Source organism: Cohnella suwonensis (genome assembly GCF_042655365.1).
Taxonomy (GTDB): domain Bacteria; phylum Bacillota; class Bacilli; order Paenibacillales; family Paenibacillaceae; genus Cohnella; species Cohnella suwonensis.
The window spans coordinates 123,484-143,633 of record NZ_JBHSMH010000041.1; the positions used below are offsets into that span (position 1 = coordinate 123,484).

Below are 20,150 nucleotides of genomic sequence, written 5' to 3' on the forward strand. Positions count from 1 at the left end.
AGCCTTCAACTGAAAGGATGATCGGAATGGTAGGACGCGTGACGCAAGGGAGTATTACGAACCAGCTCTTGCGCAACATTAATAAGAACCTTTCTCAGATGCAAGGTCTTCAGGAGCAGCTATCGACCGGCATGAAAATCAATCGTCCTTCGGATGATCCCGTCGGCATTACGTACTCCCTGCGTTATCGAAGCGATCTTTCCCTGAACGAACGTTACCAGGGCAATGTCGATTCCGCGAACTCATGGCTGGACTTTAACGACACGTTGCTGACTCAGGTTAGCGACGTCGGCAAACGAATCAAGGAGCTTGCCGTTCAAGGCTCCAACGGCACGAACCCGCAAGTAGCGCTCGATAACATCGCTAGCGAGATGAAGCAGCTGAAAGAGCAGCTCGTGGACATCGCCAACAGCCAGTTTAAGGGCAAGTATGTGTTTAACGGCCAATTCACGGACAAGATTACTTACGACCCTGCCGTTGATCCCGCCACCGTTATCACGGATACCGGGAATTTGGATTATGCCATTAATACGGGTATTCAATTAACGGTTAATTTAACGGGGAATAATATATTCGGTTATCCGCCGACCGGCGTTACCGCTCCGAAGAACGAGGACGACAATCTGTTCCATGTCATTGACGAAATGGTTTCCAGTTTGGAATCGGGCGATTACAGCGGGGTCTCGAACCAGCTCACCATGCTGGATTCCAGAATGGACAAGGTTCTGACGCAGCAAGCAGAGATCGGAGCGCGTATGAACCGCGTTGAGTTGATGGAGCAACGGCTGAATGACTTGAATCTCAATTTATCGACGCTTCAGTCGAAAACCGAGGATGCCGATATGGAAGACCTTATCATTAAGGCGAAAGTGAACGAGAATGTGTACCAGGCATCATTGTCGGTCGGGGCCAAAATAATAACGCCGACACTGGTGGATTTTCTAAGATAAGCAGATTAGAGGTGGGTTTGTATTGGTGCCGCTCATATCCATTCAATCCCAAAGAGGACTAATAAGTGTGGATTCGCAGCCGGGTCGCTTTGAAATTCGAAGGCCCCGGCCCGAGATTCATGTTGAATCGAGTCCGCCGGTAATCACCGCGAACAACGGTCCCGGAGAGCTTGTTATCGATCAAACCCGTTCTTTCAGCGCTTTGACAGGCGGGAAGATGGATGAGTTCTGGCACCGGATACACTCACAATATAAAGGATTTGCGCAACAAAATCTGACGCATATCGTTGAGTGGGGTAATCGAATGGGAGATTTGCGAATTCGTGGGAATCCGATGCCTGACATGGCGCTGGATGCTTTTGTGGAGGGCGCTCCCGATCTGCAGGTATACGGCGAGGCTACGGCGGACAATATCGATCTTGGTTATATTCCCAAAGATTTGAATTTGAGGGTTGAACCTGGAAAATTTATCATAGACGTGCAGAGTCATCGTCCGGAAGTTAATTATCATCGGGGTGGCGTGAAGATTCAGATGGCACAGTACCCGAAAGTCACGATTACTCCGCCGACAATCAATATCATGGCTTAAGTTCGGTTATTTGTAGCTATAGGCGGGGGGGCGCTATAGCTATTTATTATTTTTTGATGAAAGGGAAGGTTATATGAAACTGCTTACGGCAAAGCTGGGGGAGCTCGAAGTCAGGGAAGAAGACATCTACAGCTTCGAATCCGGGATTCCCGGATTTGAGCAATCGCGTCGTTTTGTGTTGGTCACGGTAAAAGAACACGAACCCTTCGCTTATTTGCAATCGGTCGATGACAGCCAACTGGCTTTTATAATGATCGATCCGTTTGAATTTTTTTCGGACTACGAATTCGATTTGCCGGTACCCGAATTGGAAGAATTGCAAATTCAATCCAAAGAACAAATTATCATCCGTTCAATTGTGAACGTTAACGATGATTTGGAGCATGCGACAACCAATTTGGTTGCTCCCGTCGTCATGAATGCAGTTGCCAAGAGGGGTAAACAAGTAATCCTTTTGCGAGCCGATTATTCGACGAAACACCGGTTGTTTGCTCTCGAAACGGCGAAATAGAAGGGAGCTGAATCAGATGTTGGTGCTTTCCCGGAAGAAAGGACAGTCCGTTATCATCCAGGATCAAATTGAAGTGACGGTTTTGGGAGTTGACGGCGAGATAGTTAAGCTGGGCATTTCAGCTCCTAAAGAAATTCAAATTGTACGCAAAGAGTTGATTTCTTCGGTCAAGGAGGCGAACCGGGAAGCAGCGGAGCAGCGACTGGATCTGCAAAACCTCTCGGCCAAACTCAAAAAAATGAAAAAAAATTCGCCGGAGCTATAAAACATTTCAATATTTTTCCGATATATGTAGTTAGAATCGATTTCGAGCGGCCGATCGGAATCGTTCAAGTCCACAAGGATGTGGAAGATTAACCATTCAAGGAGGATAATAAACATGCGTATTAACCACAACATTGAAGCTTTGAACACCCATCGCAATCTGCAATTGAACAATACCAATACAGGGAAGAGCATGGAAAAGCTGGCATCCGGCTTGCGCATTAACCGCGCGGCTGACGATGCTGCCGGCTTGGCGGTGTCCGAGAAAATGCGCGGTCAAATCCGCGGTCTGGAGCAAGCGCAACGTAACGTTCAGGACGGTATTTCTTTCGTTCAAACGGCGGAAGGTGCAATGAACGAAGTAAGCGCAATGCTCACACGGATGAAAGAACTGAACGTTCAGAAGCTGAACGGTACGTACTCTTCCGGGGACAAATCGAACATTAACCAAGAGCTGACTCAGCTTGGCGCTCAGATCGACAAGATTGTCAGCGGCACGAAATTCAACGGTATTAGCATTACGGCTGGCGCAACGATTCAAAGCGATGACGCATCCCAGACGATTGCCGTTTCCGCAATCTCCACGACCGGAATTACCGGTTTATCTAGCACTTCCAGCTTGAGCTCGGTCGAAACGGCAATTAAGAACACTTCTACGGAACGTGCCAAACTCGGGGCCAAGCAAAACCGTCTCGAGTACACCTCCAACAATCTGGGTACTACGGTCGAGAACCTGTCTGCTGCCGAATCCCGTATTCGCGATACGGATATGGCAAAGGAAATGGTCAATCTTACGAAAAACCAAATTCTGCTGCAATCTGCGCAAGCCATGTTGGCGCAGGCGAACTCGGCTCCGCAAGGTGTCCTGTCGCTCCTTCGTTAATTCTTCATTTTAACAAAAATAGAGGTCCCGGTTTATCCGGGGCCTCTATTTTTGTTGGTTAAGGTGAAAAAAGCTAAATAATAGGTCTTCATTCGTCGATATAAAACTTAATAAGATTAAAGATCGGAGTGAACGGAATGAATGTGCAAACGACCGCTGGCATATCTCAACCGTCTGTTCAGCAACCTTCGCCAGAAAGATCGGCCCCCCAAACGAATTCAGGACCTCAAGATGTCGCTTCTGAAGGATTACAGGTGCGTTCAGGCAAGGAATTGCAAAAAGCGGAAAGCCAGGGGGTTAAAATTTCGGTCGGCGAAGAGCAGTTGATTCGGGCGATCGACCGGGCGATCAAAGCGTTGGAAAGTCCGACTACCATGTTTGAAATGAAAGTGCATGAAGCGACCAACACGATTATGGTGAAAGTAATTAATAAAGATACCGGTGAACTCATTCGCGAAATCCCTCCCGAGAAGACGTTGGATCTTGTCGCCAAGATGAGCGAGTTCGCAGGCATCCTTATTGACGAGAAAGTATGAGATAGGAGGAAACGAAATGAGAATCTCAGGTTTTTCATCCGGAATGGACATTGATCAGATTGTTAAAGATCTGATGCGAACAAAACGAGTTCCTATGGACAAATTAACGCAACAGAGAACGACGCTTGAATGGCAACGGGAGCAATTCCGGGATGTCAACATCAAAATGGTTGATTTCCGCAATAACAAGCTGTTCAACTACGGCTTGGAGGGCGCGATTAACGCCAAAAAGGTCAATATTACGGGTAACACGGCAGCCGTCAGCGCCAACGCGATTTCCGGTGCTGTCGCAGGGGCGATGACGGTATCGGTAGGGAGTCTTGCAACTGCCGCTACTACAACCAGTACGACAGGGGTTGGCGCAATTGACACGAGCAAGAAGCTTATCGACATTAAGGGTGTTGGAGCGGGGAAAATCGATTACACGGCCGACGGATCCGGGAATGTCACCTTTACTCTTACAAACGGCGCTTCCAACGCTACAATCACATTAAATGAAAATACGGATACGCTTACGTCTATGGTGTCTAAAATTAACAGCAGCAATGCGAATATCACTGCATTTGTAGATAGCGTTACCGGGAAATTGTCTCTCACCTCCAAAACGACCGGCGCCGGTACGATTACATTTTCCGATTCGGTCCCCTCCAATTTGCTTTCGAAATTTAATCTGCCAGCCGCTACAGCGGGATTGGATGCCAACGTCACGATCAACGGAATCGCCACGACTCGCTCCAGCAACAAGTTTACGGCAAACGGCGTGGAAATCACATTGAATGCCACAACAGCATCGACAGGAGGAACGGCATCCACTTTAAGCATTGTTTCCAATACGGATAAGATTGTAGAGACGATCAAATCTTTTATCAAAGATTATAACGATGTTCTGGGTACGGTAAATAATAAGATAAATGAAGAACGGTATCGCAAGTATCCGCCTCTGACTGCCGATCAGAAAGAAGAAATGACCGAAGACGAAATCAAGCTCTGGGAGGAGAAAGCGAAAAGCGGGCTGCTGCGCAGAGACACCACTCTATCCAAAATGGCAAGCGATTCGCGCCTCGCCATGATCACTAGCGTAAATATAGGCGGGACGGCTGTTAATATGACTTCATTGGGTATTACGACCGGATCCTATACAGAGCGCGGCAAGCTTGTCCTTAAGGACGAGGCGAAGTTGCGTGCGGCGATAGACGCCAATCCCGATCAAGTGATGAAATTATTCACGCAGCAAACGACACAGACAGATGCGAATTTAAGGATATCTCCTACCAATCCCGATAATGGCTTGTTTAACCGCTTGTCGAACGTCGTCATGACCGCCTTGGATGATCTGGCTACGAGAGTAGGAACATCCAGATTCAGTTCGGACAAAGACACGGCTTTCTCCGCTTCGAGCTATATAGGCGAACAATTGAGGTCTATCGATTTTAAAATCACAGACTTGACCCAACGTCTATCATTGGTGGAGTCACGCTACTATAAGCAATTTACGGCCATGGAGACCGCGATGAATCGGTACAGCGCGCAATCCAGCAGCTTATTCGGAGCTTCGAAATAAAAGGAGTGAGAGGAATGGCTTCAACACCCTATCAGAAGTATCAACAGTCCTCCGTTCAAACGGCATCTCCCGCACAGCTGATTCTTTTGTTGTATGATGGAGCTATCCGGTTCATCAAACAGGGCGTTGATTCCATGGAGAACCGAAACATCGAAAAGACTAATGAAAACCTGATCAAAGCGCAAAAAGTCGTGAACGAACTGGTAGCTTCCTTGGATCACCAGTATTCGATCGCACAAAATTTAGCGAAAATCTATGAATACATCCTTCACTTGTTAATTACGGCTAATTTGAAGAAGGACACGGCTCCTGCAGTCGAAGCGCTGAACTATTTGGTTGAACTGAAGGAAGCATGGTCACAAGCCGCCAAAGCACCTTCTTCATCTATTTCCGGCCATGGATGAATTGCTGCAATTGGTGCTGGAGGAGACCCGGCAATTGAGCCAACCCGTTCAGACGCTTGATTATGAACGCTTTGAGCGGCTGGTCGAGCTTCGTCAGACGCTAACCGATACGGTTGGACAAAAAGGACAATTGACACCGCAAGAGAAGAACCGGATTCGTGAAATATTGCAATATGATCAGCTAATTATGCAACACATGCAACAATTGAAGGATGAAGCTGCTCTTGGTTTAAATCGAGTGAATACATCGAAGAAACAACAAGCGGCGTACCTTTCAAATGGAGCATATGACAGCTTTTTATTTGACAAGCGAAAATGACAAGGAACATGATGCGGAATGAACAATAAAGCGCTAGTACCGGAATATATGCGACAATTCAAATGCATCGGCGCAGAGTGCGAAGATACATGCTGTGCTTCATGGACCATTGGCGTCGATCTCGATACGTATAAGCGGTACCAAACGATCAATCATCCGACGTTGACCGAAAGGTTCAAGAATGACATAGTGGTTCACGAGCAGAATGAACAGGTGAAAACGCATTACGCTTCAATAAGGCTGAATCCCCAGACAGGAGCATGCCGCTTCCAGGAGGGAGGGCTATGTTCGATACAAGCGGAATTGGGAGAGTCGTATTTGTCGCAAACTTGTGCGACTTATCCCCGTACGATTAATGAAGTGAACGGGACCAGGGAACTGTCGGCTTCATTGTCTTGCCCGGAAGCGGCCAGACTGGCCTTGCTGGATCCACAAGGTATCGAGTTCGCATATGAGGAGCTGCATTCGGCAGTAAACATGCACTTGAATGTAAAGATCAATACTGAAATTGCCGATGTTAAGCCAATCATGAAGCATTTCTGGGATTTACGGGTCGCTGCGATCGAAATCTTGCAAAATCGGCGATACCCGCTTCATCACCGCATGATGCAGCTCGCAGTATTGGCGGATCAGATAGACGAACGGCTTCACACGAGCGACGATTTGGCCATTCCCAGCCTGCTTCAACAATTTCGGCATGAAATCGGACAAGGGGCGGGAGCAGCAGATGCCGGCATTTACCCGGTCAATCACCCTTTTCAGGTGCGGTTTTTGAACGATCTGCTGTTGTCGATCATGGAGAAGAAGCTTTGGTACAATTCACGGTACAAAGAATGTCTCGATGAGTATCTGCAGGGCATGCAGCTTGTAGTAAACAGCCCATCCGGCGAAATGATCAACCTCTATGAAGAAATCTATGAAAAGTTCTATAGGCCGTTTATGGAAGAGCATGAATACATACTGGAAAATTATTTGGTAAACCATGTTTTCTCGAGCCTGTTCCCCCTTTCCAAGAACGAGACGATGTTTGAGAAAGTGTATTATCTCGGAATCATCTTTTCCATGATCCGTTTGCAATTGATCGGCATGTCCGCATTTCATGGCGGAATGAATCCTGAGTTAGCCGTCAAATTGATTCAATCCTTCGTAAAGAACTTCGAACATAAGCAGGGATTTAAACAGATCATTAAAGAAAAATGCCGGCAGGAGCAAATCATAACATTAGGGCATTTGTCGCTGCTGGTCAATCTATGAATGCTTATAACATCTTACGCGGCAGATTTCAAAATGGGAGGAACGGATATGGGCAACACGAATTTTGAAATCAAGCCCGTCTTGGAAGAGATAAAAGCGTTTTTACCGAACTTGATTCAAGCCTGCGAGACCGTAGCGAATATGTTCTACGAATCCGTTCAAGAGAGCGCTTGGGATAAGTTCGGCGAACTGCTGCAGGGGATGGACGACTTATTCAAGACGGCCAATGCAATCAGCCGTGAGATTGAGCATAGTCCCGACTACGCCTCGTTAATACCCGTACTCGGAAGCTTTACAGCACAACTGTCCGAGAGATTTGAACCTTTGAACCGGAGCATGGACGAAGAGGAATTTGTTCACGCGGCAGATTCCATCAAATTTGAGCTGGCACCACTATTTGAAGGATTGGCTATCTCCCTTGGCGAGGGCATGTTGGTTGCCGAACGCAGGTTTGCGGCCAATCTCACCTTTTTGAAACAACGCTTCCGAAAAGCCTTCGATGTTATCCAACACTTGAAACCCGAACAATCCCGGTATCAGATTTGCCGTGCACGAAATGGACTTTCCAATCTTTTCATGTTTACGAAGGATGGTAAAGAGCGTTATTTTTATAGCACATACGATCCGGAGCATGAAGCCGAGCGCTGGGTTGAAACGATTGCCGAATCAGTAAACGGGAAAGCTAACGTCATTGTTTACGGCTTTTCTTTTGGTTACCATCTTTCTCAGCTGGCCAAGCGATACCCAGAAAAACAATATGTCATATTTGAGCCGGATGAGCAAATGCTGCTGGCTGCTATGAGAGTTATTGATCTACAGCAATTGTTTTCACAAATCAAAATCAAAGATTTTGTTGTAGGGCGAGACAAGGTGTTAAGAGAGAGCTCGTTCTTTGAGTTTTTTCGGCTGGCCAAGGGAGACCCGGCTCTGCTGTCCGTTCCCATGTACGACAAGCTGAATCTTCAACAGAAGCTGGAGTTCTGCGAAGATGCGAAGGTAGCCATTCAAACTTATGAAGCCTCGGTTCACACCTATCATTTGTACGGGATGCAGTGGTTGAAGAACAGGCTATATAACATGGCTGTTAATATCACGACTCCATCCCTTGCAGGCTTAAAAGAAAAATTGGTTGGTATACCGGCAGTTATCGTAGGGGCAGGCCCTTCTCTTAAGGAAGATATCGAGCATTTGCGGCAGTTGAAAGATCATGCTCTGATTATTGCGGCTGGCTCCAGTATCCAGTCGCTTCGACATTTTGGAATTGAGCCTCATCTGATCGTCTCGATGGATGGCGGAGATATTAATTATGAAGTTTTTCGAAACACGGACACCGCAAACATTCCTTTGTTGTATGTCCCGCAAATTGAGTATCGAATATTGGAGGAAAAAGAGGAACTATTCCATGCTTTCTTCAATAACGATCTGACGACACGTTATCTGGCCGGTTGGACAAATGAAGATCCTGTATTCAACGTTACCCATTCTGTTACCGGAACGGCAGTACAAGCAGCCATCTACATGGGATGCAGGGAAGTTGTCCTTGCTGGACAAGATTTATCCTACCCTGTTGAGCAAGTTTACGCTCCCGGAGCGAAGCATGTGTACTATAATTATAGCAAAGATGTGCTCGAGAAAGCTGGATTGCAGGTTGAAAATGTCCGTGGCGGCATGAACCGTACAACAGAGGCGATGTATATCACATTAAGGGACATGGAAGATCTGCTCGCTCTACATCCGACGGTGCATTTCATTAATACGACGTCGATGGGGGCCAAAATAAAAAATACCGAATGGCAACCTATGAAAAACGTGCTTGAGCGGTTGCGGACGGTGAGCATTCCTTCGGATTTTATGCTTAATGCCATAAAGGGGGAGCGTCCGTTTTATGATGAGCTTCGAATGAAGCAAATGACGGGGCGATTGGTCAGCCTGACGGAGCAGCTTGCTCAATTGGAAAACCAATTGAAACAGATCGATAGAAAATTGGAAGGTCTTGAGGAGCTAAGCCGAACCAAACCCAAGAAGTGTATGGATACGATGGTAGACATTGAGGAAATATGGGGGAAAATTGTAAACGGTATTCCTTTTATGATTTTGTTGACTACTGCCATGATGAACGAAATCCGTTTGTTGGATCGCGAACTTCCGGAGTTGGCGGAAGAGAAGAATGTGATCAAGAAAGTAAAATTGTTTTATGAAGTTCTGAGCCCGTTTGTTCGAAAGACGCAAATGTGCTTGCCGGAACTTAATGAATTAGTAGGAGAAGCCAACCGCAAGCTTAAGTTGCGGAGCGCCAATAGAACAACAGAGGTGCCGACTCATGTATAATGGCAAAAAAATATTGATCACGGGCGGCACCGGGACAATCGGGTATCATCTGACTAAACAGTTACTTCAATACAACCCGAGTGTCATTCGTATATTTAGCCGTGATGAATATAAGCAATTCAATATGAGTCGAGAATTCGGGCCATATACAGACAGAATGCGATTTTTGATTGGCGATGTCCGGGATGAACAACGTTTGCTAAGAGCTTTGGAAGGCATCGATTACGTCTTTCATTTAGCCGCCATGAAGCATGTCCCCTTCTGCGAATATAATCCATTCGAAGCCGTAAAGACAAACGTGATCGGAACACAGAATATTATACAAGCGGCTATCGCTTCCGGTGTTAAGAAAGTGTTGTTTGCGAGCTCAGATAAAGCCATTTCCCCAACCAACACTTACGGAGCTACGAAACTGACTGCGGAAAGATTAATTACTGCCGCGGAATATCAAAAAGGCCCTAAGTCCACCATTTTTTCCTCGGTTCGGTTCGGCAATGTCATGGGGTCAAGAGGTTCCGTCATCCCGTTGTTCAAGGAGCAAATTTTGACGAAACGTTCGGTAACCGTCACCGATATGGGGATGAAACGCTATATGATGACGCCTTCCCAAGCCATCTCGTTAATGTTGAAGGCTAATGAACTGGCAAAGGGCGGTGAGGTGTTCGTACTCAAAATGCCGGTCGTCCAATTATCCGATCTTGCCGATGTGATGATCGAGGAAATCGCTAATAGGTATAACATTATCGAACCTATTCATATCGAAGAGATCGGTTTGCGCCCCGGAGAAAAAATGTATGAAGAATTAATGACGCATGACGAGGAATGCATAGCCTTGGAAACATCGGACATGTATATCTTGCCTTCCATTTTCACGAAGAGACAGGATACTTATCCAGGGGTATTAGACGTCAAAAATCCTGTGTCCACAGTATTTAACGTAACTGTAATCGACAAGAATCTGTTGTGGAAATGGATAAATGAGGAAAAGTTGATTTAGATGATCAATATTAATCCCAAAACTGCGATCTTTTTCGATTTGGACGATACGCTCTTTTGCGAACATGATTATGTGCGGTCGGGTTTTCATGCGGTCGCAGACTATTTGCAAAAGATTGATAACCAACTAGACTCGTCAACACTATACGAATACATGCTCGAAGATTGGGTTAAAAACGGCAGAGGAAAAATATTTAATCATCTGATCGAAGAGTTTTCGGTGCCGGTAGAGCCTATGAATCTCGTACAGGTATACCGTGAACATACCCCACAGCTTTCTTTGTATTCCGATACCGATCGAGTCGTCAAGTTGTTGGTAGAAAAGGACATTCCTAGAGGATTGATTACAGACGGGGAAAAGGGCGTTCAATGGCGAAAAATCGAAGCTTTGGGATTAAAGCAGAGGTTCCCTTACATAATTGTCACGGATGAACTGGGGAAGGATTGCTGGAAACCAAGCGCGGTCCCTTTTGAGAGAGCAAAGGATCTTCTAAGGGGAGAAGTTCAAAGCTTTATCTACATTGGAGACAATCCCCATAAAGATTTTTTCACCGCAAAAAAAATGGGTTTCCATACCATACGCATCATTCGCAAAACAGGCGACCACATGCTGACGAGGCTGTCGCCAGAATACGAAGCGGACGAGATGATTGAAAGTTTGGATGAGTTGACCGTTAACTTGGATTAATTAGAGTGAGGCGACTTTATGTGCGGAATTGCTGGGATATACAGTAAAGATTCCGGAAGCGACAGCGGTTTAATTGTAGAACAGATGATGAATTCGCTTCGGCATCGCGGGCCCGACGATGAAGGAATCTATCGAAAGGAACACATTTGTTTAGGACACCGGCGCCTGTCGATTTTAGATCTTTCCGATGCGGGACGACAACCAATGTCAACGATGGAGAAGCGTCACTGGATTGTATTTAATGGTGAGATATACAACTATATAGAGCTTCGTGCCGAGCTCACGGAACTCGGTTGCTCCTTCCAAACAGGCACGGATACAGAGGTGATTCTCCAGGCTTACATTATCTGGGGGAGAAATTGTTTACAAAGATTTAACGGAATGTGGAGTTTTGCCATCTGGGATGAGGACAAGCAAGAGCTTTTCTGTGCTAGGGACCGCTTCGGAGTAAAACCGTTTGTCTATCATTATGACAGCGAACAGTTTGTTTTCGCTTCAGAAATCAAGGCATTGCTGCGCCATCCGCGAATCAAGCCGGAAGCGAATCTTCAGAGCGTCTATGACTTTATCATCTACGCGAGAGCCAATCATACGAACGATTCTTTTTTTAAAGGAATCCATCAACTCCCCGGTGCCCATTATTGTGTCGTCAACAAGCATGGCATGCGGCTCGAACGTTATTGGGATATTTCAGAAAGAAATGTATTTGAAGGTACCTTGGAGCAATCGGCGGACGAGTTTTACCGGATTTTCGAGGATGCTGTCCGGCTCCGCTTTAGAAGCGATGTAGAAGTAGGTAGTTGCCTAAGCGGAGGGCTCGATTCGTCTTCCATCGTTTGTGTCGCCGACAAATTAATCGCACAAGGAGAAATCGAGACGGAGAACAAGCTTCATACGTTTTCCCTTATATCACCGTTCGGCCAATATGATGAAAGCCAATGGATTGATATTGTCAGAGCGCAAACGAATATCAAGAGTGATTTTACTTCGCCGACAGAACAAGACTTGCTAGATAAACTTAAAGAGCTTATTTATACACAGGAAGAGCCGTTCGGCAGCACCAGTATTTTTGGTCAATACGTCGTCATGCAATTAATCCATCAGCATGGAATCAAAGTTACATTGGACGGCCAAGGGGCTGATGAGATGTTGGCCGGTTATCTGGGATACGCTGACTCCTATTTTGCCGATCTGTACCTTTCGGGAAACCATTTTGAGTTGTACAAGCAGGTGGATATCTATTGTGCGAAGCATAAGCTCACTTCGTCAATTGCCATCGATCGAGCCAAGAAGTTGGTTGAAACCGGCAGACTTGGGCGTCACATTGAGGCTAATGCCAAATACTTGGCTCCTAAGTTCGCCCAGACCTACTACAAAGAAATATCACCCGAGAGAAAGTTCCCGTCATTCTTGCAAAATCAGATGTACCATGACCTCGTATCGTTTTCCATTCCGGCATATTTGAGACATGAAGACCGGAATTCCATGGCATTCTCCATTGAGAGTCGGCTACCTTTCCTGGATTATCGCTTGGTAGAGTTTGTTTTTTCCTTGCCCCCTGAGATGAAGCTGCATGATTCCGTTACCAAGGTTATTTTGCGCAAAGCGATGCAGGGTGTGATTCCGGAAAAGATCGAAAATCGCCAGGACAAAATGGGATTCGTCACACCCGAAGCCATATGGTTCCGAGGAGGACTAAGGCCCATGCTGGACAGCTTGTTTTACAGCGAGGAAATCGAAAGCCGTAACATATTCGACATCGAAACCATCCGCAAAGAATGGGAAAATTTCAAGGTAGGTACACGAAATGACAGCTTTCTCATTTGGCGAATCGCTTCGGTTGAGCTTTGGTACCGGACGTTTATTGACTATCATGATTAATGGGTAGGTGAAAAATGTGGCGAAGGTATCTGTCATTATGCCCGTCTACAACAATGAGCGGTTTGTAGGACAAGCTATTGAAAGTGTTCTACGTCAAACTTATAGGGAGCTTGAACTTATTGTCGTGGACGACGGAAGTGCTGACGGAACTTTGCAAGAAATAGAAAGTTACCGGGAAATAAGTGAAATTCCCTTTAAGATTATTCGACATGAGATCAATCAAGGGGTTTCGGCGGCTAAAAACAGCGGAATCCGACAGAGCCAGGGTGAATTTCTTGCGTTCGCAGCCAGCGACGATCTGCAGAAGCCCGAGAGGATCGAACGTACAGTGGAGGAATTGATCCGGCACCCCGACCTTGATATGGTGTTTTTCGACTGTGAAATGGTGGATGAAGAAAATCGGCCTCTGCAAAGACGTAAGGGGTATCCGGAAGGCATGAACGCGGAAAATGCCCTTCTGTTTCAATTACAAAGAAACCATCTGTGGAGCGGCCTAGTCTTATTGCGGAAAACGCCGGATATCTGGTTTGATACGAGTCTGCCGAACGCGGTGGATTATGAGCTGTTTATGAGATTGTTGACCCATGGGTATACCTTAAAAATACTTGACGAATCCCTCATGTGGTACCGAGTTCACCAGCACAACATATCCGGGGATGGCCGGGTATCCAAACAGTCGGTCAAGTCGATTTTGCGCCGGTTGGATTTAGACCATTTGCTTGAGGAAATGGCCGAACAATTCACCGAGGCGGAAGCTCAAGTCGCCGTAGCGTCAGCTGCTTTATCCGCTGACTTGCCGGAGAAGGCTCTGCAATATACAAACCATCTTGCGCGGGATTCCGTTGAAGGTGGATTTATCGCGGGAGTAAGCTGGTTTCGGCTGGGCGATTACGGGAAGAGCCTGTCCGCATTTCAGCAAGCGGAGAGCCACGCGCCGGAAGATGCAGCTTTGATCAATAATATCGGCGTGCTGTTGGCGGTAGCTAACCGGACGGAAGAGGCAGAAAAACATTTTCAAAGGGCATTGACGTTAAGAGAAGGATATTTGGATGCAGCACACAACCTTAAGATATCGGAGTCTAGAGATTCCATGACTTACCGCATCACAGAGAAGCCTCTCCGCCCTAATTTCATTCATATCTATAATTATAAGCTTTAGACTAACGTCGACTGAAGAGGAAGATTGCCTATGACTAAAGCAAGAGTCGCCATGTTACTGGACAACCCCCTGCATCCGGACCCGCGTGTGTGGCGGGAAGCGATCACCTTATCGGAACTGAGATATGATGTCACCATCTTCTGCCAGCAGGAAAAGGAGCTTCCCGACTCGGAAGAAAGAGAAGGCGTCCACATTCGAAGGGTCTTCAGGTACAAGTTGGGCACTTCTGTGCTCGTAGATAAATATCTGCGTGCCCACTTTCAACTGAAAGAGGCGCTCGAACGCGAAGAACCGTTCGATATCTACCATTGCCACGACACCGAAACTTGGCCGCTGGGGTACATCTTGTCTCAAGAGCATCAAGCCAAATGGATTGCGGATGCCCATGAGTATTTTCCAGACGATCTCTTTCGTGAAAATTACCCGGACGAGAATAAATACCAAACCGCAAAACTCCTCATTAAAAACCGAGGCGAATATATCAGGCACGCCGATGGTGTAATTACCGTCAGCGAAGATATTGCACATGCCTTACAGACAGAATTCCAACTACCATGCCCGGTTACGACCATCTATAACACCCGATACAAGACTGATGTAGTCACCATAGACAAGAAGCTGCTGCGGCAAAAGCTTGGTTTCACGGAGCATGAACGGGTGCTCGTATTTGCGGGTTTCCTAAGGAAAGACCGCGGTATTCCCGTACTAATGGAGTTGATCGGCATACTGCCGGAAAACTTCAAGCTGCTCATTATCGGAGACGGGCATTATGCCCAAGATGTCAGAGAGGCTGCACGAATCAACGAGAAAATCGTCTATGCGGGGATGCTGCCGTATCAACAAATGATTGAATATGTCTACATGTGCGATGGATACGTAAATTTTCGGGATGTCTCGCTGACCAAAGATATTAAAAACTATCGTTTCCAAATGCCGAACAAGTTCTTTGACGCCATCTTCTCCGACATTCCTTTTTTCACTTATGAGGGAAGTTCCATGGATTGGTATATCCATAAATACAAGGTCGGAAGGAGTTTTCCGGTCGATCAGTCTTTGGATGAAATAGCCGCAGTTATTCAACGAGATCTCTCTGAAGGGGCATACCCGGAAGAGAAATTCAAAGCGGCGCAAGAATATTTCTCCTGGAAGAGCCAAACGGATAAGATGTCGCATTTGTATGAAAGTTTGCAAAAATAGACGGGGAGGCGAGGGCATGAGAATCGTCACAGTGATCGGCGCACGTCCTCAATTCATTAAAGCGTCGATGTTGAGCTCTCATTTAAGCACGAAGGGCATCGAAGAAACGCTTATTCATACCGGCCAGCACTTCGACCGGAATATGAGTGACATCTTCTTCAGCGAGCTGGGTTTGCAAGCACCTCAAATTCTTTTGGACATTAATGGTGATACCAATACGAGACAGACGGCAAGGGTCATGATGGCTTTGGAAGGGCAATTGAGGCAGAACCGTCCATCGGCAATCCTCGTTTATGGCGACACAAATGCTACATTAGCTGGGGCCATGGTGGGAGCGCAGCTGAATATTCCGGTGATTCACGTTGAAGCGGGATTGAGAAGTTATGATCGCAGGATGCCCGAGGAGATCAATCGCGTTCTTACCGACAATCTTTCTTCATTGCTGTTTTGTCCGACACAGACGGCCGTGAAAAATCTCGAAAGGGAAGGCATACAGGAAGGTGTTCATGACGTTGGCGATATCATGTATGACGCCGTATTGCATTTCGCAGGTCTGGCGAAGGAAGAAAGTACGATTCTGGAACGTCTTCAATTCGAGGAGAAAAAGTATATACTCGCCACGGTACATCGAAACTTCAATACGGATGACCCGGCTCGGCTAAAGGCGATTCTTCGCGCTTTCAAGCAATGCGAAGAAACGATCGTCTTCCCTATGCATCCGAGAACGAAGAAAATGATCGCCCAATTTGAACTTAATGATTATCTTCAATCTCGCAACATGGTTCTCACCGAACCCCTTGGCTATCTGGATATGATTCGATTGCAAGCCGGGGCGAAGGTCATCGTGACCGATTCGGGCGGCGTACAAAAAGAAGCTTACTTCAACGGGGTACCCAGTGTGATTTTGCGGGAGAACACCGAGTGGGTGGAGTTGGTTGAGCTGGGCTGGGGGAAGTTGGTTTCCAACGATTCGGAGTCCATCGTGAAGGCCATTCAAAGCGCGCAGGCCGGCGAATCAAAAGAAAATCCCTATGGTAAAGGCAATACAGGCATATCGATAACGGATCATATTCATGCGTATCTGTCTAACCTGTAGGCTGGCGAGGTGCAAGAATGAACATGCTGGATTATCCTCAGAGAATCGCCATAGAACTTACTCCCTTATGCAATTTGTCCTGCGCGATGTGTCCAAGGCATCATATCACGGATACGACCGGATTCATAACAGAAGAGCTATGGTTCAAACTAATTGATGATATCTCACGGAATTCCCCTGATACGGTCGTTTTGCCCTTTTGGCGGGGAGAATCCTTGTTGCACCCACAATTTCTCCGCCTGTTGGAGTATGCTTTGTCCAAGTCAATACGAATCCATGTTTCAACCAACGGGCTGCTGATCGATGAGAAGTTTGCAGATCTATTATGCCGTTGTGAATTTGTGAATATCAGTATTCATACCGTCAGTGGTTTAAAACAAGCACAATCCTTTTCCAAACTATTAAAATACAAAGCGACAAAAAAACCGGATGTTCAAATTTCTTTCGTTACAGGCGAGAATACCGTGCGTTATTTGGATGATGTAATTTTAAGCCGAAATCTGCAAGGCTTCGATAGTGTAAGATTGTACAAACAGCATACGATCAATGGGGATTTTGGCGGCATCGGAACCAGCTTGGACGTTCCCAGAACATATTGTGCCAAATTACTGGATACCTTGGTCATTGCTTACGATGGAGCCATCTCCCGCTGCAGTCATATTTGGACACCGGAACAAGGCCCCGATCTTAATCAGATGTCGATACAAGAAGCATGGGAATCGCAAGTGATGGAAAAAATCCGCAAGGATTATCCGGACCCGTACTGCGCAGGTTGCGACCAGTGGATGGGACGTACTCTTGGAGAGTCGTGGAGGATGGAAGATGGCATGGTCGAACAAGAAAAAATCTGGCCCTCAAATGAAATATAACATTCTTATCGTTTTCGATTATGCACCGCTCGGGCCGATGAGGGTTGCGATTCGAGACCATTTGTACTCATTTAAGAAAAACTCAAAGCATCAAGTTTTTTATTTAAATTTGGCGTATCGTGAAACCATTCCAGGTTATATTCAGAAGATGAAGTTCGATCTGGTTATTTTCCATACTATCTTTTTTTCCGCAAGATGGGATAATGTGGGATATGAGAGGACCAGAAGGAAAGCTCAGTTTATTAAGAAGTTAGATGCGGTAAAAGTTGGAATGCCGCAGGATGAGCACTTCAAAACGGATTATATTTGCGATCTGATAAATGAATTCGATATGGATATTATTTTCTCCGTGTCTCCCGAATCCGAACGGCCCAAGTTCTATTCTGCCAAAGTGAAGGATTCGGTGAAATTTTATCCTGTTTTAACGGGTTATCTGGATGATCGTACAGTTGAGTTGATTAAGCGGCTTGCCGGATTGGCAACCGAAAAAACGACGGATATCGGGTACCGTGCTACCCGCGTTCATCCGTCGCTAGGGAAACATGGAATTCTAAAACCGCTCATCGGCACTGTTTTTCAGGAAGAAGGCTCAATTTTAGGATTGAAGCTGGACATCTCTACACGCACTGAGGATACGATCCTCGGAAACGATTGGTTCAGGTTTTTACTCCATTGTAAATATACGATCGGGGTAGAAGGCGGGGCTAGCGTTATTGATCGCGATGGAAGTATTAGAATTAAAACATATGAATATCTTAAGAGCTATCCGCAAGCAAGTTTCGAGGAAATCGAGAAGGCTTGCTTCCCGGATCAAGATGGATATTTACAATATTACGCCCTATCTCCCAGGCATCTTGAAGCGTGTGCGACGAGAACATGCCAGATACTGATCGAAGGGGAGTACAATGGAATTCTCAAGCCCAATGTGCACTATATCCAATTAAAACGAGATTTCAGCAACATGGAGGAAGTTTTAAAAATAATCCAGCAGGATCGCTTAAGAGAAAGCATTGTGGAGAGAGCCTATCAAGATATTGTTGAATCCAGACGATTTTCATATGAGTCTTTTGTATCCAATGTCATTAATCATTCACTGCAAGCTGATGATCAGAGTTACGTTAGAAAACTGGATATTTGGAGATCGGGTTTATGCCTGTGGAACTGGTTTCAGGAGAGGATTCATCTCCATAGAATTCGTTCGATACGAAAATACAGAAGCTGTAAGAACAAACTCATTCGTTTATTTAGAGACTGGATCGATACCAAGGGGGGTATTCAATGAAAACTCCATTTTTTTCAATTATATTACCTACCAGGAACAGAAGCTTTATCGTAGAGAAAGCTATCCTTAGCGTTATTAATCAAACTTTTTCCGATTGGGAATTACTCATTATTGATAATGATGTATCGGATGAAACCTCTCAGGTAGTCCATCATTATATTAATGAAAAAATAAAATACTTTCGTACTGGTAATCTGGCCATGCACGATAATTGGGAATTTGGAGTTAACAAAGTAAAAGGGAAATTCATTACTTTATTAGAGGATAAGGCGAGTTTTGTTCCAGATGCCCTGGAAGTTATTTATCATACGATTCACAAAGAAAACGTACCGATCGTTAGTTGGAATTATGGCGTCTTAAATAAAAAAATCGTCAAGAATCCGGAAGCCTCGAGTATTGTTTTTAGCTCTGAGCAAGTAATACAGTTTTTGTTGTCACACAATTATAACCACACTCACAGAATTCTTCCTCGCTTTGTTAATTCTTGTTGCGAGAGTACAATAATCGAAAAATCCAAACATGTCGGTGTAAATCGAGTTTTTTCTTTTGCTTCTCCCGATATTACCTCAATGTCATTGCAATTGGGGCTATATGATAAGCTGGCATATATAGATAAGGAGTTAGTTTTTTTTGATTCAAAAACAAGTAATGGCGGAGCATTTGAAAGAAAAATTTCGTCCGTACAATACAATGATTTCATTTCGTTGAGTGCCGGCGGAAATAAAGAAAATCTGGTACCGGACCGTACGCCTTGCAAGTTGCTTACAAACTACGGATCGATTATTAATGATTATTTATCAATTAGGGAAAAAGTAAAAGGAAGATTGGACTATTATCCGCTTGATATCATCAACTACTATACGGAAATACTACGTAATTTTGCTTATTTAGAGTATAGCGGCACGAATATCTCAGAAGAAAGAGAAATTGTGCTGGAGAGTCTCAAGAATGAAAATCCTTTTATTCAAAGAGTCGTTTTCGACTCCAACAATCTGTTCAATCGAATGGGTACGAATTTTATGATCAGAGCATTTAATTCAACCATTGGGGCCTTAGTTCGCACTGGTCAAAAAATGGCGGTTTGGGGAGCGGGCGAGCTTGGCCTGTATCTGCTAAGGAATTCTAATTATCTTAGTGAATATGTCGATATAGTAATAGATAAAGACAAAGATAGACATGGCTTGAAAATTGACGGCACAGGTGCCGTCATTTATTCGCCGGATATACTGAACAGCCAGCAGATCGATGTTGTGATTATTGCTTCTCTAGATTATGCAGTTGATATAAAGAAAGAGCTGACAGATTCATATCACTTTCAGGGTGCCGTGATTTCAGCAATAGATATATAAGGAAACACACATTCGTTAACATCATGTTTATTCG

At 45.4% G+C, this 20,150-nt stretch carries 20 protein-coding genes; all 20 read left to right on the plus strand.

Annotation, left to right across the window (positions count from 1 at the left end; translation table 11 throughout):
* The first annotated feature begins 26 nt into the window (after positions 1-26).
* The 20 genes from flgL (at position 27) to ACFPPD_RS13365 (ending at position 20,116) form a co-directional block, all read left to right on the plus strand.
* Positions 27-950 carry a flagellar hook-associated protein FlgL gene (gene flgL / locus ACFPPD_RS13270; protein ID WP_209745325.1) on the plus strand — a complete coding sequence of 308 codons (924 nt, stop codon included), beginning with the start codon at positions 27-29 and terminating at the stop codon, positions 948-950.
* A gap of 25 nt (positions 951-975) precedes the next feature.
* Complete coding sequence (locus ACFPPD_RS13275; RefSeq protein ID WP_378082482.1) at positions 976-1,539, plus strand: DUF6470 family protein; 564 nt, start codon at positions 976-978, stop codon at positions 1,537-1,539.
* Positions 1,540-1,612: 73 nt separating this feature from the next.
* Positions 1,613-2,050, plus strand: a complete 438-nt coding sequence (gene fliW / locus ACFPPD_RS13280; RefSeq protein ID WP_209745331.1) for a flagellar assembly protein FliW — start codon at positions 1,613-1,615, stop codon at positions 2,048-2,050.
* A 16-nt stretch (positions 2,051-2,066) separates the two neighbouring features.
* Entirely contained in the window at positions 2,067-2,315 is a 249-nt protein-coding gene (gene csrA, locus ACFPPD_RS13285; RefSeq protein ID WP_209745334.1) for a carbon storage regulator CsrA, read from the plus strand.
* 114 nt (positions 2,316-2,429) lie between these two features.
* Positions 2,430-3,197, plus strand: coding sequence for a flagellin N-terminal helical domain-containing protein (locus ACFPPD_RS13290; protein WP_209745337.1), 768 nt, complete (start codon positions 2,430-2,432; stop codon positions 3,195-3,197).
* Between the two features lie 137 nt (positions 3,198-3,334).
* Positions 3,335-3,733: a flagellar protein FlaG gene (locus tag ACFPPD_RS13295; RefSeq protein WP_209745340.1), complete on the plus strand. Its 399-nt coding sequence runs from the start codon at positions 3,335-3,337 to the stop codon at positions 3,731-3,733.
* A 16-nt stretch (positions 3,734-3,749) separates the two neighbouring features.
* Positions 3,750-5,294 carry a flagellar filament capping protein FliD gene (gene fliD / locus ACFPPD_RS13300; RefSeq protein ID WP_209745342.1) on the plus strand — a complete coding sequence of 515 codons (1,545 nt, stop codon included), beginning with the start codon at positions 3,750-3,752 and terminating at the stop codon, positions 5,292-5,294.
* A gap of 14 nt (positions 5,295-5,308) precedes the next feature.
* Positions 5,309-5,698: a flagellar export chaperone FliS gene (fliS, locus tag ACFPPD_RS13305; protein ID WP_209745345.1), complete on the plus strand. Its 390-nt coding sequence runs from the start codon at positions 5,309-5,311 to the stop codon at positions 5,696-5,698.
* Positions 5,691-6,017 carry a flagellar protein FliT gene (gene fliT, locus ACFPPD_RS13310; RefSeq protein ID WP_465251441.1) on the plus strand — a complete coding sequence of 109 codons (327 nt, stop codon included), beginning with the start codon at positions 5,691-5,693 and terminating at the stop codon, positions 6,015-6,017. The genes fliS and fliT overlap by 8 nt, the downstream gene beginning before the upstream one ends.
* Before the next feature lie 18 nt (positions 6,018-6,035).
* Positions 6,036-7,271: a flagellin lysine-N-methylase gene (gene fliB, locus ACFPPD_RS13315; protein WP_209745351.1), complete on the plus strand. Its 1,236-nt coding sequence runs from the start codon at positions 6,036-6,038 to the stop codon at positions 7,269-7,271.
* Positions 7,272-7,319: 48 nt separating this feature from the next.
* A complete protein-coding gene (locus tag ACFPPD_RS13320) occupies positions 7,320-9,599 on the plus strand; it encodes a motility associated factor glycosyltransferase family protein (RefSeq protein ID WP_209745354.1) in 2,280 nt (759 codons plus the stop codon).
* A complete protein-coding gene (locus ACFPPD_RS13325) occupies positions 9,592-10,596 on the plus strand; it encodes an SDR family NAD(P)-dependent oxidoreductase (RefSeq protein ID WP_209745356.1) in 1,005 nt (334 codons plus the stop codon). The genes ACFPPD_RS13320 and ACFPPD_RS13325 overlap by 8 nt, the downstream gene beginning before the upstream one ends.
* Positions 10,597-11,283: an HAD family hydrolase gene (locus tag ACFPPD_RS13330; protein ID WP_209745359.1), complete on the plus strand. Its 687-nt coding sequence runs from the start codon at positions 10,597-10,599 to the stop codon at positions 11,281-11,283. It begins immediately after the preceding gene.
* A gap of 18 nt (positions 11,284-11,301) precedes the next feature.
* Complete coding sequence (asnB, locus tag ACFPPD_RS13335; RefSeq protein ID WP_209745362.1) at positions 11,302-13,164, plus strand: asparagine synthase (glutamine-hydrolyzing); 1,863 nt, start codon at positions 11,302-11,304, stop codon at positions 13,162-13,164.
* Positions 13,165-13,201: 37 nt separating this feature from the next.
* Entirely contained in the window at positions 13,202-14,323 is a 1,122-nt protein-coding gene (locus ACFPPD_RS13340; RefSeq protein WP_209745365.1) for a glycosyltransferase, read from the plus strand.
* A 30-nt stretch (positions 14,324-14,353) separates the two neighbouring features.
* Complete coding sequence (locus tag ACFPPD_RS13345; RefSeq protein WP_209745367.1) at positions 14,354-15,520, plus strand: glycosyltransferase; 1,167 nt, start codon at positions 14,354-14,356, stop codon at positions 15,518-15,520.
* A gap of 16 nt (positions 15,521-15,536) precedes the next feature.
* A complete protein-coding gene (gene wecB, locus ACFPPD_RS13350; protein ID WP_209745371.1) occupies positions 15,537-16,616 on the plus strand; it encodes a non-hydrolyzing UDP-N-acetylglucosamine 2-epimerase in 1,080 nt (359 codons plus the stop codon).
* Positions 16,617-16,633: 17 nt separating this feature from the next.
* Positions 16,634-17,485 (plus strand): radical SAM protein, encoded by an 852-nt coding sequence (locus tag ACFPPD_RS13355; protein WP_209745374.1) that lies wholly within the window; start codon positions 16,634-16,636, stop codon positions 17,483-17,485.
* Entirely contained in the window at positions 17,439-18,767 is a 1,329-nt protein-coding gene (locus tag ACFPPD_RS13360; RefSeq protein WP_209745377.1) for a hypothetical protein, read from the plus strand. The genes ACFPPD_RS13355 and ACFPPD_RS13360 overlap by 47 nt, the downstream gene beginning before the upstream one ends.
* The gene (locus ACFPPD_RS13365) at positions 18,764-20,116 is read left to right on the plus strand and encodes a glycosyltransferase (protein ID WP_209745380.1); all 1,353 of its coding nucleotides are present in this window, start codon (positions 18,764-18,766) and stop codon (positions 20,114-20,116) included. The genes ACFPPD_RS13360 and ACFPPD_RS13365 overlap by 4 nt, the downstream gene beginning before the upstream one ends.
* Positions 20,117-20,150 lie beyond the last annotated feature (34 nt).